Annotated in this window: 17 protein-coding genes and 1 tRNA gene; 7 read left to right on the plus strand and 11 right to left on the minus strand. The window is 49.9% G+C overall.

Features of this window, described 5'->3' with window-relative positions:
* Positions 1-93 precede the first annotated feature (93 nt).
* Positions 94-438 (minus strand): N-6 DNA methylase, encoded by a 345-nt coding sequence (locus ACLJR2_RS06375; protein WP_024134177.1) that lies wholly within the window; start codon positions 436-438, stop codon positions 94-96.
* Between the two features lie 91 nt (positions 439-529).
* On the opposite strand from ACLJR2_RS06375, the gene ACLJR2_RS06380 reads away from it, so the two are divergent.
* Both ACLJR2_RS06380 and ACLJR2_RS06385 read left to right on the plus strand, forming a co-directional pair.
* Positions 530-895: a hypothetical protein gene (locus ACLJR2_RS06380; protein WP_126523837.1), complete on the plus strand. Its 366-nt coding sequence runs from the start codon at positions 530-532 to the stop codon at positions 893-895.
* A complete protein-coding gene (locus ACLJR2_RS06385) occupies positions 885-1,196 on the plus strand; it encodes a conjugal transfer nickase/helicase domain-containing protein (RefSeq protein ID WP_024134176.1) in 312 nt (103 codons plus the stop codon). Before ACLJR2_RS06380 ends, ACLJR2_RS06385 begins: the two co-directional genes overlap by 11 nt.
* A gap of 272 nt (positions 1,197-1,468) precedes the next feature.
* Here the strand turns inward: ACLJR2_RS06385 and ACLJR2_RS06390 are convergent, their stop codons facing one another.
* From ACLJR2_RS06390 to ACLJR2_RS06400, 3 genes are all read right to left on the minus strand, one after another.
* Complete coding sequence (locus tag ACLJR2_RS06390; protein ID WP_001534139.1) at positions 1,469-2,788, minus strand: ferric reductase-like transmembrane domain-containing protein; 1,320 nt, start codon at positions 2,786-2,788, stop codon at positions 1,469-1,471.
* Positions 2,789-2,863: 75 nt separating this feature from the next.
* A complete protein-coding gene (locus tag ACLJR2_RS06395) occupies positions 2,864-3,127 on the minus strand; it encodes a YdgH/BhsA/McbA-like domain containing protein (RefSeq protein WP_001027081.1) in 264 nt (87 codons plus the stop codon).
* Between the two features lie 25 nt (positions 3,128-3,152).
* Positions 3,153-3,776, minus strand: a complete 624-nt coding sequence (locus tag ACLJR2_RS06400; protein ID WP_000697438.1) for an FMN-dependent NADH-azoreductase — start codon at positions 3,774-3,776, stop codon at positions 3,153-3,155.
* Between the two features lie 100 nt (positions 3,777-3,876).
* Between ACLJR2_RS06400 and ACLJR2_RS06405 the strand changes: the two genes are divergently transcribed.
* A complete protein-coding gene (locus tag ACLJR2_RS06405; protein ID WP_000568121.1) occupies positions 3,877-4,782 on the plus strand; it encodes a LysR family transcriptional regulator in 906 nt (301 codons plus the stop codon).
* Positions 4,783-4,905: 123 nt separating this feature from the next.
* On the opposite strand, the gene ACLJR2_RS06410 is transcribed toward ACLJR2_RS06405, so the two are convergent.
* The 3 genes from ACLJR2_RS06410 to ACLJR2_RS06420 form a co-directional block, all read right to left on the minus strand.
* Positions 4,906-5,367 (minus strand): Arm DNA-binding domain-containing protein, encoded by a 462-nt coding sequence (locus ACLJR2_RS06410; RefSeq protein ID WP_024147371.1) that lies wholly within the window; start codon positions 5,365-5,367, stop codon positions 4,906-4,908.
* 74 nt (positions 5,368-5,441) lie between these two features.
* Positions 5,442-5,517: transfer RNA gene (locus ACLJR2_RS06415), tRNA-Phe, on the minus strand.
* A gap of 105 nt (positions 5,518-5,622) precedes the next feature.
* The gene (locus ACLJR2_RS06420) at positions 5,623-6,330 is read right to left on the minus strand and encodes a DUF554 domain-containing protein (RefSeq protein ID WP_000234466.1); all 708 of its coding nucleotides are present in this window, start codon (positions 6,328-6,330) and stop codon (positions 5,623-5,625) included.
* Between the two features lie 425 nt (positions 6,331-6,755).
* Between ACLJR2_RS06420 and ACLJR2_RS06425 the strand changes: the two genes are divergently transcribed.
* Positions 6,756-8,891: an ornithine decarboxylase gene (locus tag ACLJR2_RS06425; protein WP_000839727.1), complete on the plus strand. Its 2,136-nt coding sequence runs from the start codon at positions 6,756-6,758 to the stop codon at positions 8,889-8,891.
* Between the two features lie 61 nt (positions 8,892-8,952).
* On the opposite strand, the gene ACLJR2_RS06430 is transcribed toward ACLJR2_RS06425, so the two are convergent.
* From ACLJR2_RS06430 to mutY, 4 genes are all read right to left on the minus strand, one after another.
* Positions 8,953-10,209: a nucleoside permease gene (locus ACLJR2_RS06430; protein WP_001049803.1), complete on the minus strand. Its 1,257-nt coding sequence runs from the start codon at positions 10,207-10,209 to the stop codon at positions 8,953-8,955.
* A 216-nt stretch (positions 10,210-10,425) separates the two neighbouring features.
* Entirely contained in the window at positions 10,426-11,511 is a 1,086-nt protein-coding gene (mltC, locus tag ACLJR2_RS06435) for a membrane-bound lytic murein transglycosylase MltC (protein ID WP_000976289.1), read from the minus strand.
* Between the two features lie 112 nt (positions 11,512-11,623).
* Positions 11,624-11,899, minus strand: a complete 276-nt coding sequence (locus ACLJR2_RS06440) for an oxidative damage protection protein (RefSeq protein WP_000091706.1) — start codon at positions 11,897-11,899, stop codon at positions 11,624-11,626.
* 27 nt (positions 11,900-11,926) lie between these two features.
* Positions 11,927-12,979: an A/G-specific adenine glycosylase gene (gene mutY / locus ACLJR2_RS06445; protein ID WP_001148946.1), complete on the minus strand. Its 1,053-nt coding sequence runs from the start codon at positions 12,977-12,979 to the stop codon at positions 11,927-11,929.
* A 154-nt stretch (positions 12,980-13,133) separates the two neighbouring features.
* On the opposite strand from mutY, the gene trmB reads away from it, so the two are divergent.
* Genes trmB through ACLJR2_RS06460 form a run of 3 tightly spaced genes read left to right on the plus strand, consistent with a single transcriptional unit; the run spans position 13,134 to position 14,948 of the window.
* Positions 13,134-13,853, plus strand: a complete 720-nt coding sequence (trmB, locus tag ACLJR2_RS06450) for a tRNA (guanosine(46)-N7)-methyltransferase TrmB (protein WP_000786886.1) — start codon at positions 13,134-13,136, stop codon at positions 13,851-13,853.
* Positions 13,853-14,179, plus strand: coding sequence for a YggL family protein (locus ACLJR2_RS06455; protein ID WP_001107574.1), 327 nt, complete (start codon positions 13,853-13,855; stop codon positions 14,177-14,179). The genes trmB and ACLJR2_RS06455 overlap by 1 nt, the downstream gene beginning before the upstream one ends.
* Before the next feature lie 49 nt (positions 14,180-14,228).
* Complete coding sequence (locus ACLJR2_RS06460; RefSeq protein ID WP_000984827.1) at positions 14,229-14,948, plus strand: DUF2884 domain-containing protein; 720 nt, start codon at positions 14,229-14,231, stop codon at positions 14,946-14,948.
* Positions 14,949-15,091: the final 143 nt, after the last annotated feature.

Genomic DNA, 15,091 nt, shown 5'->3' on the forward strand with positions numbered 1-15,091 from the left:
CTATTTCCTGCTCTAACTCGACTAGCTGGCTATTGACTGCTGCCAGATCGATTTTCTCCTCCGGCACGGCGGTGCTGATATAGCGGGAAATATTCAGATTTCGTTAGCCTTGATTTCCTCCAGCGGTACGCGGCGGGAATAGCGATCTTCCTCTTTGCGGAACTGGTAAGTATCGACAATCTTGCTGATGTGCTCTTTATTCAGACGGTTCTGCCGCTTACCTTTCTCGAAGTATTCACTGGCGTTAATAAACAGCACGTCATCCGGCTTTTTGCACTTTTTCAATACCAGAATACACACCGGAATACCGGTTGAGAAAAACAGGTTGGCGGGCAGGCCAATGACGGTATCGATATTGCCGTCTTCGAGCCGCTTACGACGAATACGCTCTTCCGCGCCGCCGCGAAACAGAACGCCGTGCGGCAGGACGATCGCCATCGTACCTTCCGGGGCAAGAAAATGATCACCATCAGGGTTCTGGAGCACCGCAGGAGAACGCCCAGCACCGTTTACAGGAAGCGTGGTGCCTGTGACGAATAATCCGTCAGAGATGCTTAATGTGGGCAGTGAGCAATCTGTACCGTCATTACCTGCACCAGAAAAAGAATTAACCGATCTGGCTTTTTCGCTGTTTGCCCCACAGGAAACTGCCGCGCCAGCAGCCCATACTTTCCAGCCGGAAATACCCTGTGAAGATAACCGTCCTGTTTTGCCTGCCGCTGTACCGGAAAAAGCGGCTGCGGCATTATCCGGTGATATTGATAGTCCCGATTATCCATCGCCTCCACCGTCCCGTCCGGTAGTATCGCAGGCAGACAGCAAAATAACACTCCGGGCAACATTTTTACGACTGGTTGTGTCAGGTGGTGCAGGCACGAAAAATTGTGACGAATGACGTGATGGCTCGCGTGCATATGGTTCAGGGAAAAGTGTTTCTGGTATCGCCTGGTATTTTTCAGCTATATGTTCAGTCGGTTACGGGTGAGACTGGGACGGAGTGGAAAAAAGTACAGCTGAGCTTTCAGCGGCTGGGTCTGCATATACGGGGCGACGACGGGATTAATATTTTTAACTGTGAGGTCAAAGGGCCACGTAAAATTCGTCAGGTAAAAGGCTATCTTCTGGATAAGCCAGAGTATATATTTAGTAGCAATGTACCGGAAGATAACCCCTATTTAACCATCATGACGCAGTAATGGAAACGGTGTGGAGGGGCGCACCTCTTTTTCATATCTAAGGGACGCCGTAGTGGCGTCCATTAATTATTTACATAATCCCTTTTCTGACCAGAGGAGTATTAACCCACTCATGCGCTTCTTTACTTATCTCATCATCCGGATCGCATTGTGCCAGTAGTCCGAAAAGTGAATTACAGTGCTATTTCTGAGATTCGGTTTCTTCGATTTGTTGTAAAGCCAATGCCGAGGTAGCCTGAGAAAAATATGTATATGAATTTTTTCATCAATAATTAACGCATATTAAAACGATCATAATGGAAGGCTTTCTCTGATATCCCGTACTTTTGTAGTCCGGATAATAGACTTTTCGCAAAGCCTGCTGGCCCGCAAAACCAGACGTGAACGTTTTGGCTATTATCGTTTTCCATCATAATATGTTTGGCCTCCAGTTTCATCCCGGCATCGATACGGTGTAAAGTCACACCTGCTGCTGTACATAATAAATCGAGATTTACAGGGTACTGCAAATCATCATGCTGACCAACGCAATACCATAAATCAATAGGGCATAGTTGGTGGTCTGAGTTTTTTAAATATTCCAGCTGAGATATAAAAGGAGTGATACCGATCCCTCCCGCAACCCAGACCTGACGCTCAGATTGAATATTAAAGTCTAAATAACCCCAGGGGCCCTCAACAATCACGTCCTGTCCAGTTTTTAATTCTTTCTTTAGTGAATGTGTATGATCCCCTAATGCTTTAATGGCAAAACGCAAGTGTTTTTTATCCTGGTAATAAGAGGCTATAGTGAATGGGTGTGCCTCTGCATCATGTTGAAATGTTAAAAATGAAAACTGCCCTGGTGTATGCAATAGAGGAGTGTCAGTATGTAGAGTTATTTCTATAATATCATTTGGGTAATAGTCGATGTTTGTGATGATCGCAACGCGTTTGTTTTTATAACCAATCATATTAAATAGTGAAAGGACAGCAGCATAAATACCTGGAATGCTCACAATTACCAGCAGAATACCCGAAGGTGAATTCCACCAATATGTTTTAAATAGAACGGTAAAAATATGGAAAGCAGTAGCCAGGTAAAAAACAGGAAACAGACGATGTATAAAATGGAAAATGTTATAAGGGATTTTTTTTACAAGAGAAACCAGCACCAACCCTATCATCAGGTATGTAGACCATTCAGCAGCTAACAATCCTGCATAGATCAGTTGAGATTGCCATGAGCTTATCTGAACACTTCCCAGTGATCCTGGATGAGCAAGCCAGCCATTTTGCACCAGCCAGTGAGGTATTTTTTCGTCCAGCCAGTGCGCCAGCGTAAAGACTGTCGCGATAATACCAGCTTGTTTGTGTAAACCCCACGATTTATCCAGACCTTTCAGAATTCGATTCAACCAGGGTGAACGCAAAATCAGACACATAGCTAATGTCATAAAACACCATGCGACGCACCCACTAAAAAAGAGAAAGTTTTGCCGAAACAGCCAAAAGATTTTAGATGTTTCGGCGTAGAATATTTCACCTGATAAGACAAAAATAAGACTTGCTGTGAGTAATGTTAAGCTACTCACAAAATACGTTATTTTCATAATGGCCTGTTTTTTTAGCAGGCACGGGCAATTACCCGTGTCCTGGATAATAATTACGATTGATTGTAATTGTGATTATTTATAAAGAATAGCGGTGGCGTGTGATTGATTATCGATATGAAATGAAGTGATTCGATAATAATGAGCACCTGACGCTTCAGTTTTATTCTGAAGGAGTTGTATGATGCTTTCAGGATTTGTATTTATGGATGATACACTAACATGAGCAACTTCTTTCATGTCTGTTTCTGGATGACTAATTTCTGTTGCAGCAATGGATGTCTGCCCAAATAAAGAGAGTAAGAAAAAAGAGGTGACAATTTTTTTACTGATATTCATAAGAATTCCTTTCATATTAATAAACTTATCGATTAAAAGCATGAGCCAGCATACAGGGAATTTGCGCCAGTGAGTTTTTTTCTGCCAGAGATCTGCCTGGTACGGTTTTATCCACTCCTTCGGTGGGCAATATATGGACGTTAGTGATCCCCATCAAATTTAACGTTGACCGCAGATAGCTTTCCTGATGATCCAATTCCCGATGCCTGGTATCTGAATAAATTCCACCACGCGTGGAGACAATAAATGCTGGCCTGTCGGCCAGTAACCCCGTTGCACCCGTAGAGGTAAAACGAAATGTCAGACCAGCCTGGCAAACCTGATCTATCCAGGTTTTCAGACCCGAAGAGACAGAGTGGTTAATCATCGGTGCACCTATTACTAATATATCGCAGAGGCTCAACTCCGCGATCGCGTTTCTGATACCCTCCACTTCACTTTGCGTTTGTGCGTCTGTAGACATTAACTTTCCCCCAAGCACCAGAAATGTCTCTTCGCGTAAGTGGGGTGGCGGTGTCCGTCCGAGATCGCGGTATGTCACGCTGGCATTCGGAAAGCGCTGGCAGATAGCTTTTGTCAGCGCCAGGCTCAGCTTTCGTGAGCTGGAGTTGCAGAGCATAGGGCTGCTGTCAATGTGGAGGATCTTCATGGTGTTCGTCTCATTTAAAACGTGTGGCTAGTTTAACCGTTCTTAAAATGATGTTTAAATAGACAAAATTGAACTTCATTGTTGCGATAAAAGAACAATCATGATTGACTGGAATGATTACTGGTATTTTGCCCTGATTGCAGAAGAAGGAAGCTACAGCCGGGCGGCAATACGTGCGCAAGTGTCCAAATCGGTGCTAAGCCGACGGATGTCGGCATTAGAGGAACAGCTTGGTGTACATCTGATTCAGCGGACAACCCGACGCCTTGCGCTGACCAAAGTCGGCGAGCAATTTGCGCAGGAGTGTCAGACGCTGGTAAATCAAAGTGAGCGAGCCCGCGCTGTTGTTCAGGCGGTACAGGAGTATCCACAGGGGACATTACGGATCAGTGCGCCGGTATTCATGGCAGAAACGTGGCTGGGAGCGCTCATCAACGAATTTATTGCCCGTTGGCCGCTGGCAAATGTGCAGCTCCTTGCTGTCAATCGCCCGGTGGATATGATTGCAGAAGGCATTGATATTGCGCTATCAGTAAGTTCAGGGGCATTGCCTGATTCTTCGTTGCACTATAAAAAAATCAATACGCTATACGATATTTTGGTTGCCAGCCCCCAGTGGGTCGAGCAACATCCTGATTTAAAGACCATTGGAGATCTTCACAGGGCTCCGGCAATGGTGAGACTGGCCGACGGTCGTATGCAATCGTGGCATTTAATCAATGGGAGTCAGGAAATCACCCTGTCACTTTCCCCCCGTTTGTATTCCAATAATCTGCGGGTTCTGTTACAGGCAGTCGCTGGCGGCAATGGTGTGGCTTTATTACCGTTTCCGGCCTGCAAGGAAGAATTGCAAAACGGGGGACTGGTACAACTTTTCCCCGAGTGGTCTGGCCAGCCAAGACAGATTTATGCACTATTCCCAGCGAACAAAGGAATGCCCGCAGTTGCACGCTATTTTATGGACGAGTTAACCATGCGGCAGGAGAAACTAAATTCAGGACATTAAAAAGGTTAATTCATAGCGGCAGGAAACTGTCGCCGTGTTGTTGTAACAAATGACCAAACATGACTGTGGCAGATAATCCCGGCTTAGACATTCTGCAATCAGTTCATAAGTCTTAAATATACGCTATGTTGCCGGGCATAAATATAGGGCGCAACGTCCCCCTCGCGGCTCACGTCCAGATAATCTGACCACCACTGCATCATCTCCATACGCGCCTCCATGTACATACGCCGCCCGCACGCCGTTGCGCTCCTTGACGCTCACTGGCATCAGAGAAGGGCAGATACCCGATACCAGCAGCTTACGCGCGGCATTGCGCTTTTCGCGGGCTTTTGCAAGCGTAACCTGCGGATAGGGGCCGAAAGTCAGACGATTTTCTTTACCGCCGAAGCGATAGCGGAAATACCATAGCTTAGAGCCGTCAGGTACAGAATTTGTGAATCGGTGATTGTGTAGGTTTTTTCGAGGAGGCGCGGCGCAGATCTTGCTATCAGTTAATATGAGGGTTTCTCCGTTCCTCGAACTGAATGAACCCTTAATCTGACCCACAATTTTCCGGATACGTAGGGATAAATCAAAACGCACCTGAAAAGATTTTCACGCTAACTCATTGAATTAAAAAGACAAGGTGATTTATCAGGAAGCATAAAAAGGAAAGGTGGTGCCCGGACTCGGAATCGAACCAAGGACACGGGGATTTTCAATCCCCTGCTCTACCGACTGAGCTATCCGGGCAACGAGGCGCATTAAACCGTAATCGCCTCGCTTCGTCAACGAAATTTCTTCAAATCAACGTAGACTGCACAATCTATCACCACTTTGTTGTTATTGCACGCAGAGTCAGGCAAAAAACATCGCCCATGCGGCGGAAATCGGCATCGCCAGCAACAGCGCCGGGAGCATATTCACTACCGGAAACATTTTGATTCCACATACACGCAAGCCGGTCGCCACCAGCAGCAGTCCGCCCACGGCGCTAAAGTCGCCCATCATTGCCGGCGTGGTCAGTGGAAGAATGAGGGTGGCGCAGGCGGCAAGCGTTAACTGGATAATCAACATCGGTGCGCAAATCGCCGAAACGGCGATGCCAAGCGAACAGGCGAAAATAATGGCAGTGAAAAAATCCAGAAAAGATTTAGCGATCAAAATGTTTGGATCGCCGGTCATCCCTTCATGCATCGCGCCGAAAATACCGGTGCCGCTGGCGCAAAAAAGTACAATGATAGCGACGTAACTTTGAATAAATGAGTCGTGTGTTGGCTTCTTACCCGATGCCATAAATAATTGTTGGATTTTCGCGACTGCGCCATTAATGCCTTTTTCCAGCAAACAAAACTCGCCGATAAGCGCGCCGACCAGCGTCGCCAGCACCATCACCGGAAGATTAGCGCACTTCATCACCAGCAGAATGCCAATACCCAGAGAGCACAGACCAAAAATAGACGTCATTGAGACGCGAATCCGTTCTGGCAGACGCTGACTTAACAGCGCGCCAATAACGCCGCCGAATAAAATTGCGCCAGCGTTAATAAAAGGTCCAATTACCACAATGACTCCTGTTATTTGTCTTTCAAATTGCCTTATTATCACGCGATTAAGCTGTTAATAGCTTGATTATCTGTGACGTATAGAGCGCTGATTTTACCTTGCGCCGTCTGGTGAAAGGTGCCATGATTGCGCGAAATTTCTCCTGCCAGCATGGGGCTCGCCGGGATGAACATAGCGCCTTTATATTGTCTTCACTGTCGCCTGACTGCGCGAGGTTTGCCCCTTTCTTTCCTTTTTTTTGTCATCCCCGCTATGCGGTGAGGGCAGCGCACGCTCACTGCAGGACAACAGTAAAATCAGAAACAGTCTGTTTTTACTGATGTCTGGCGGTCGGAGCTGGTATCCAGTTTGACCCGGCATCTCGTTGGGCAAGGCATCGGGCCTTGTCCGGGGTTACTCTACTCCCGAAACGGGTATTTGCGCTTATGAAATCAATGAATATTGCCGCCAGCGGTGAACTCATCCCCCGTCTCTCCACCCACCGAAACGTAGTGGCGCTGGACAGTACCGACTTTACCGATGTGGCCGCAGTCGTCATTACCACTGCCGACAGCCGTAGCGGTATTCTGGCGTTGCTTAAACGCACCGGTTTTCACCTGCCGGTGTTTATGCTTGCGGATGAACCCGTCAGCGCGCCTGTCGGCGTTACGGCGGTAATAGGCGGGAACGCGCAGGAATGGCTGGAGCTGGAAAACGCAGCCTGTCGCTACGAAGCGGAACTTCTGCCGCCCTTTTATGGCACCCTGACCCAGTATGTCGACATGGGGAATAGTACCTTTGCTTGCCCGGGGCACCAGCATGGCGAGTTTTTTAGAAAACATCCCGCAGGCCGCCATTTTTATGACTTTTTTGGTGAAAACCTGTTTCGTGCGGATATGTGTAACGCCGATGTGAAACTTGGCGATCTGCTAATACATGAAGGTTCTGCCAAACACGCGCAGAAATTTGCGGCAAAAGTGTTTAATGCGGATAAAACCTACTTTGTGCTGAATGGAACTTCGGCGGCGAATAAAGTGGTCACCAACGCCCTGCTGACGCGCGGCGATCTGGTGCTGTTTGATCGTAATAATCACAAATCCAACCACCACGGCGCCCTGATTCAGGCCGGGGCGACGCCAGTCTATCTTGAAGCGGCGCGTAACCCGTTTGGTTTTATCGGTGGCATTGATGCGCACTGTTTTGATGAAACGTACCTGCGCGACCAGATTCGTGACGTGATGCCGGAAAGCGCCGATGCGCTGCGTCCGTTCCGTCTGGCGATCATTCAGCTTGGTACCTATGACGGCACTATTTACAACGCCCGTCAGGTGGTGGATAAAATCGGGCATCTCTGCGATTACATTCTGTTTGACTCCGCGTGGGTAGGCTATGAGCAGTTTATCAATATGATGGCGGATACCTCGCCGTTGCGGCTGGAGCTTAATGAAAACGACCCTGGGATCTTTGTGACCCAATCGGTACATAAGCAACAGGCGGGGTTCTCACAAACCTCGCAGATCCACAAAAAAGATAACCATATTCGCGGCCAGGCGCGTTTTTGCCCGCACAAACGCCTGAACAACGCCTTCATGTTGCATGCTTCAACCAGTCCGTTCTACCCGCTGTTTGCGGCGCTGGATATCAATGCCAAAATCCACGAAGGGGAGAGCGGTCGCCGCCTGTGGGCGGAATGCGTTGCGCTGGGCATTGACGCGCGTAAAGCCATTCTCGCCCGCTGCAAACTGCTTCAGCTCTTTATCCCACTGGTGGTTGACGGCAAGCCGTGGCAGGCATATCCGACGGAGACCATTGCCAGCAATCGTCGTTTCTTCAGTTTTGAACCTGGGGCGAAATGGCATGGCTTTGAGGGTTATGCGGATGACCAGTATTTTGTCGATCCTTGTAAACTGTTACTGACCACGCCAGGTATTGATGCCGATAGTGGGCGGTACACCGAATTCGGCATCCCGGCGACCATTCTCGCCCACTATCTGCGTGAGAACGGTATTGTGCCTGAGAAGTGCGATCTCAACTCGATTCTGTTCTTGCTGACACCCGCCGAGAGCGAAGAGAAACTGGCGCGGCTGGTCGCGATGCTGGCGCAATTTGAACGGCACATTGAAGACGATACGCCGCTTGCGGATGTATTGCCGACGGTTTTTCAGAAATACCCGGTGCGCTACCGCGATTACACCCTGCGTGAGCTATGTCAGGAGATGCACAACCTGTACGTTAGCTTTGACGTTAAGGATCTGCAAAAAGCGATGTTTCGCAAAGAAAGCCTGCCGCATGTGGCGATGAACCCACAGGACGCCAACAGCGCCTTTATTCGCGGCGATGTAGAGCTGGTGCGTATCAGCGAGGCGGACGGGCGTATTGCTGCCGAGGGGGCATTGCCATACCCGCCGGGCGTACTGTGCGTGGTGCCGGGGGAGATTTGGGGCGGCGCGGCGCAGCGTTATTTTTTGGCGCTGGAAGAGGGCATCAATCTATTGCCCGGTTTTTCGCCGGAATTGCAGGGGGTATATAGCGAGACCGATGCCGATGGAATTCAACGTTTGTACGGATATGTTTTAAAGTAACGTTGCCTGCAGGCCGGATAAGGCATTTACACCTTATCCGGCCTGCGAAACAGGGCAAGGATTAATGTGCAACGGGTTGCGAACCCGCCGGAACGCGAACGTGTTTGTATTTGAACAAGGCTACGAACGCAAAAGCCAGCACCAGCGAGTAGCCTGCGAAGATGAGCCACACGGTCTGCCAGTCGGTAATGCCGTTTTGAGTGTAATACTCCACCACTTTACCGCTCACAATGCCGCCCAGGATACAGCCGAAGCCGTTGGTCATCATCAGGAACATCCCCTGCGCGCTGGCGCGGATTTCCGGGCGTACTTCTTTTTCGACAAACACCGAGCCAGAAATGTTGAAGAAGTCGAAGGCGCAGCCGTACACAATCATCGACAATACCAGCAGAACGGTACCGAACGGCGTCGGGTCGCCATAAGCGAACAGGCCGAAACGCAGCATCCACGCCACAATACTGATAAGCATAACGTTCTTAATACCATAACGGCTCAGGAAGAACGGAATGGTCAGGATGAATAACGTTTCAGAAATCTGCGAAATCGACATCATCACCGAGGCGTGCTGCACGATAAAGCTACTGGCGAATAGCGGATCTTTATCAAAGCTATGCAGGAAGGTGTTGCCAAACATGTTGGTGATCTGCAGTTCCGCGCCCAGCATCATGGAGAAGATGAAGAAAATCGCCATCCGCTTATTTTTAAACAGCGCAAAAGCGTCAAGGCCCAGCATTGATGTCCAGCTCTGGTTTTTCTGTTGGTTCGCCACCGGAATGTGCGGCAGGGTAAAGGTAAACAGTACCAGCAGAACGGAAAGCGTCGCGCCGATATAAAGCTGCATATGGCTCAGCTCGAAACCGGAGAAACTCACGCCCCACATCGCCAGAATAAAGCCAATGGTGCCCCAGATACGGATAGGCGGGAAGTCAGTCACAATATCCATGCCGGCAGACTGCAGGCGGTAATACGATATGGTATTGATCAAGCCCAACGTCGGCATATAGGCCAACGAGTTAAGCAGGATCACAAAGAACATCGCCCCAGGCGTAGTGACTTCCGCGGCCATGAATAGCGTGATGGCGCCGACGACATGACACAGGGCATAGACCCATTTCGCGCTCAGCCATTTGTCAGCCACAATGCCTAACAAGGTCGGCATAAAGACGGCGGCAATCCCCAGTGAACTATAAACTGCGCCAATAGATGCGCCGTCAAATTTTAAGGTGACGAACATATACGAGCCCAGGGTAGTGAGCCAGCTTCCCCACAGACAGAACTGCAGAAAAGAGAGTATTTTAAGCTGCAGCTTAAGATTCATGTTAATTTCCTCACACCTGAGAGCGGATGAATGTTTTAAAAGGCACATTTGCCGTTGTGATTTGGTGTGATTCTATCAATGAGAGGCGGGCTTTTTTTGTTACCTGTGACAAATATTTGCAAACAATTTCTGATTGCAAAGCAAAAGGGTGACGGAGTTAACACTTTTACCTTTCCCGCCTCTGTCATTTGCCGGCCAGAGGCGGGATGCGATGGTTTATCGGCGGCGATACGATCGCTGGGCGGAATTCACCTTATACAGATAGCGGCGCGACTCCGCAGATGGATGTCGGGTGGTTAATATCTGGTACACATCCCCCGGCGACATGCGGTTAATCATATTCGCGGCCTGAATCTTATCGTTCGAGAATACGCGTAATACGCTGCCTGCGCCGCCATTGTAGGCGGTAATGACCGCATAGCGCCGCGACGTCGGATTCTCAATACCGCTCAGATAGACATTATTCAACATTGCCAGATACGCTGTGCCGGTATCGATATTGCTGGCGGGGTCGAACAGGAAGTTACGGCTTGGCGTGCCGGACTTACCCTGAGAACGGAAAACATCTTTCCCGGCGCTGTGTTGCACCACCTGCATCAGGCCCAGCGCATCCGCGTGGCTGACCGCATACGGGTTAAACGAGGACTCCGTTTGCATAATCGCCAGAATCAGCGACTCGTCAACGCCGTATTTACGGGAGGCCTGGCGTACCATGCCAATGTATTTATGCGCGCGTTTATCAAGGTGGTTCGGCACCAGATTAATGGTGACGCTGTAAATAATACGCAGGCCGTTACTGCGGCTTTTGAGCCGCGTTTTCAGCAAGTAATCCGCGAATGTCGTGGCGCGGCCTTCCCAGCGAATAGGCTGGCCGGTATTGTCGAGGACCTGACCATACAGGAAGGGTTCTTTAGAAATTTTTATGTCATCGACATCGGAGTAAAGATCGACGGAGGTTGGGTCGTCACCCATGAGCAACGTTTTAATAATGGCCCGGCGCAGATGTGCGGTAGGTTCCGTCCCGGCGATGGTTTCAACGGTAATGGTCCCATCATCAAAGTTGATGTGGCTACGCGTCTGGAACTGATCGGTATATTTGACGTAGTCTTTCGGCCCGGCGATCAGGACTTCCTTATATCCCCACAGATTTTCAATATTGTTGGCAAATTGCCCCATCAAAATATCAAAGCCGTTGGTATCCTTGACCCAGGCTTCATTATACGTCTCGCCTTTTTTGGTCGAACTGGAGCAGGAGATGAGCAACGGCGCAATAACAGCAAGCGCGAGTAATTTTTTCATCATTCCGGGAGTGCATGTTGTGTTGTCGTTATGCCATGTTGCCGGGCAGCGGCGCTAAGGGCTTATCCGGCATAACTCACAGGCCGAATAAGCGCAGCCTCATTCAGCAACGGGCCTATTTTTTATCTTCCGGCGTATAACCTTCGATATGAACGTCTTTGCCTTCGAACAGGAAGCTCACCATCTCCTGTTCCAGCAGTTTACGGTGCTCGGCGTTCATCATGTTGAGCTTTTTCTCGTTAATCAACATGGTCTGCTTATGCTGCCACTGCGCCCACGCGTCCTTAGAGATCTCGTTATAGATACGTTTTCCCAGTTCGCCAGGGTAGAGCTGAAAATCTTGCCCTTCAGCGTCGCGTTGCAGGTAAGTACAAAAAATCGTTCTGCTCATAAGTCATCCTCTTCATCGACCGGGGCGTTAAACTGGCGCTCCGGTACGTAACTGCTGTAACAAGCGCTCCACGGGGGCCGCCAGTCCGACTGACGGCGGTTGCGCTAAGTTATACCAGAGCGCGCTGCCTTCATCCATGCAGGCGTCCAGTGACGACACGGGAAGCCACATAGGTACAATATCCAGGTGGAAATGGCTAAATGTGTGGCGAAACGCGTTAAGCTGGGTCAAATTATCAGCGTTAACATGCCGTTGCGCCAGCCATTCACGTAATTCAGCTTCGCTGGCGAACTGCGGAAAGCAGTAGAGTCCGCCCCATAAACCGCTGGGAGGGCGCTGCGCCAGGAAAATCTCCTGATTATGCTGTAACAATAAAAAGTAACCCGTCCGCTCCGGCAACGTCTGTTTCGGTTTCTTACCCGGATAGCATGACCAGCTTTCATGCGCAGCGGCGATACAACCGTTTTGCAGCGGACACAGGGTGCACTTTGGCTTTGAACGCGTACAAACCATCGCGCCCAGATCCATCATCGCCTGATTAAAACGCTCCACGCCGTGTGCGGGCGTCACTTGCTCGCTCAGCGTCCACAGCGTATTCTCCACCTCTTTTTTTCCAGGCCAGCCGCTAACAGCATAACAGCGAGCCAGCACACGTTTAACGTTTCCATCAAGAATCGGATAATGTTTACCTAACGCGAGGGAGAGAATCGCGCCGGCGGTTGAACGCCCGACGCCGGGTAGCGCGGCGATTTCGGCAAAAGTTTGCGGGAATTCTCCACCGTGAAGCGTCGCCACCTGTTGCGCCGCTTTATGCAAATTACGCGCGCGGGCGTAATAGCCGAGCCCGGTCCATAAATGGAGCACTTCATCCAGCGGCGCATTCGCTAAATCCGTTACCGTGGGAAAGCGCGCCATAAATCGCTCAAAGTAAGGAATCACCGTCGTCACCTGCGTTTGTTGCAACATGACTTCCGAGAGCCATACTTTGTAAGGCGTCTTGTTAATTTGCCAGGGCAGCGTTTTCCGCCCGTATTTGTCGTACCAGTCCAGAACCTGGGCTGAAAATTGAGACGCTTGCATGGAAACTCATTCATTATTGCCGGGGGCAAGATTGCAGCACAGAGGCCGCAGGGTGTAAACCGGAACTTTCCGCAGTGCGCTTCATGCTTGCATCCGGCAACTAACTTTGGATAATGCCCGTTTTCAGAACTCAAACACAGCAGACTACACTTTTATGAAAAACGACGTCATTTCACCGGAATTTGATGAAAACGGTCGCCCTCTGCGCCGTATTCGTAGTTTTGTTCGTCGCCAGGGGCGACTGACAAAGGGGCAAGAGCACGCGCTGGAAAACTACTGGCCGGTGATGGGCGTCGAGTTCAGCGAAGCGCCGGTAGATTTCGCCACGTTGTTTGGTCGCGAAGCGCCGGTGACGCTGGAGATTGGTTTTGGCATGGGGGCGTCTCTCGTGGCGATGGCGAAAGCGCGCCCGGAGCAGGATTTCCTCGGCATTGAAGTGCATTCACCCGGTGTCGGCGCGTGTCTGGCGTCCGCTCATGAAGAGGGCGTTGAAAACCTGCGCGTCATGTGCCACGACGCGGTAGAAGTGTTGCATACAATGATTCCTGACAATTCTTTATCGATGGTTCAGCTCTTTTTCCCTGACCCGTGGCATAAAGCGCGTCATAATAAACGCCGTATCGTTCAGGTGCCGTTTGCTGAACTGGTATTGAGCAAGCTGAAATTGGGCGGCGTTTTCCATATGGCGACCGACTGGGAAGCGTATGCGGAACACATGCTTGAAGTCATGTCTTCTATCGACGGGTACAAAAATCTGTCAGAGAGCAATGATTATGTACCGCGCCCGGAATCGCGCCCGGTAACGAAATTTGAACAACGTGGCCATCGTCTTGGTCATGGCGTATGGGACTTAATGTTCGAGAGGGTGAAATAATGGCAAAGAACCGTAGTCGTCGTCTGCGTAAAAAAATGCACATTGACGAATTCCAGGAATTAGGATTTTCGGTGGCATGGCGTTTTCCGGAAGGTACATCTGAAGAGCAGGTCGATAAGACTGTCGATGACTTTATTAATGACGTTATTGAGCCTAATAAACTGGCGTTTGACGGCAGCGGCTACCTGGCCTGGGAAGGGCTGATTTGTATGCAGGAAATCGGTAAATGTACCGAAGAACATCAGGCGATTGTGCGTAAATGGCTGGAAGCGCGCAACCTTGAAGAAGTCCGAACCAGCGAACTTTTCGACGTTTGGTGGGACTAATAAGTACAGGGTCGGCAAATGCCGGCCCGCTTTGTCTTGAGGGAAAGTTATGATGCGCAAAACGCTGCTGGCGGCAGTGCTAACGTTTACGGCGATGGCCGCTCATGCAGATTACAAATGCAGCGTCACGCCGCGTGACGATGTGATCCTGAGTCCACAAACGGTGCAGGTGAAAGGTGAAAACGGCAACCTGGTGATCACGCCGGACGGCAATGTGATGTACAACGGTAAGCAGTACACCCTTAGCGCCGCGCAGCGCGAGCAAGCGAAAGATTACCAGGCGGAACTGCGAAGCGCGCTGCCGTGGATTGATGAGGGCGCCCGATCGCGCGTCGAAAAAGGCCGCGTGGCGCTGGATAAAATCATCGCTAAAGAGGTGGGCGAAAGCAGCAACATGCGTAGCCGTCTGACGAAGCTTGATGCGCAATTAAAAGCGCAAATGAACCGCATTATCGAACATCGTACGGACGGCCTGACGTTCCACTATAAAGCTATCGACCAGGTGCGTGCCGACGGTCAGCAGTTGGTGAATCAGGCGATGGGCGGTATTTTGCAGGACAGCATTAACGAAATGGGCGCCAAAGCGGTGCTTAAAGGCGGCGGCAATCCTTTACAGGGTGTGATGGGCAGTCTCGGTGGTTTGCAAACCGCTATCCAGAACGAATGGAAAAACCAGGAGAAAGATTTCCAGCAGTTTGGCAAAGATGTCTGTAGCCGCGTAGTGACCTTAGAAGATAGCCGCAAAGCGTTGGTTGGCAGCCTGAAGTAATCTTTCCTTTTTAAACAATGGCGCAGATCGTATCTGCGCCTTTTTTGTCTATGGAAAACCCCCAGCTAGGCTGGGGGTTCCGGAAAGCTTTCAGCTTTAAGCCAGTTATTAAAACCCCTTTTGATTTGTTAAAACATCTTGCG

The organism is Salmonella sp. SAL03688 (genome assembly GCF_046551895.1).
Classification (GTDB): Bacteria; Pseudomonadota; Gammaproteobacteria; order Enterobacterales; family Enterobacteriaceae; genus Salmonella; species Salmonella enterica.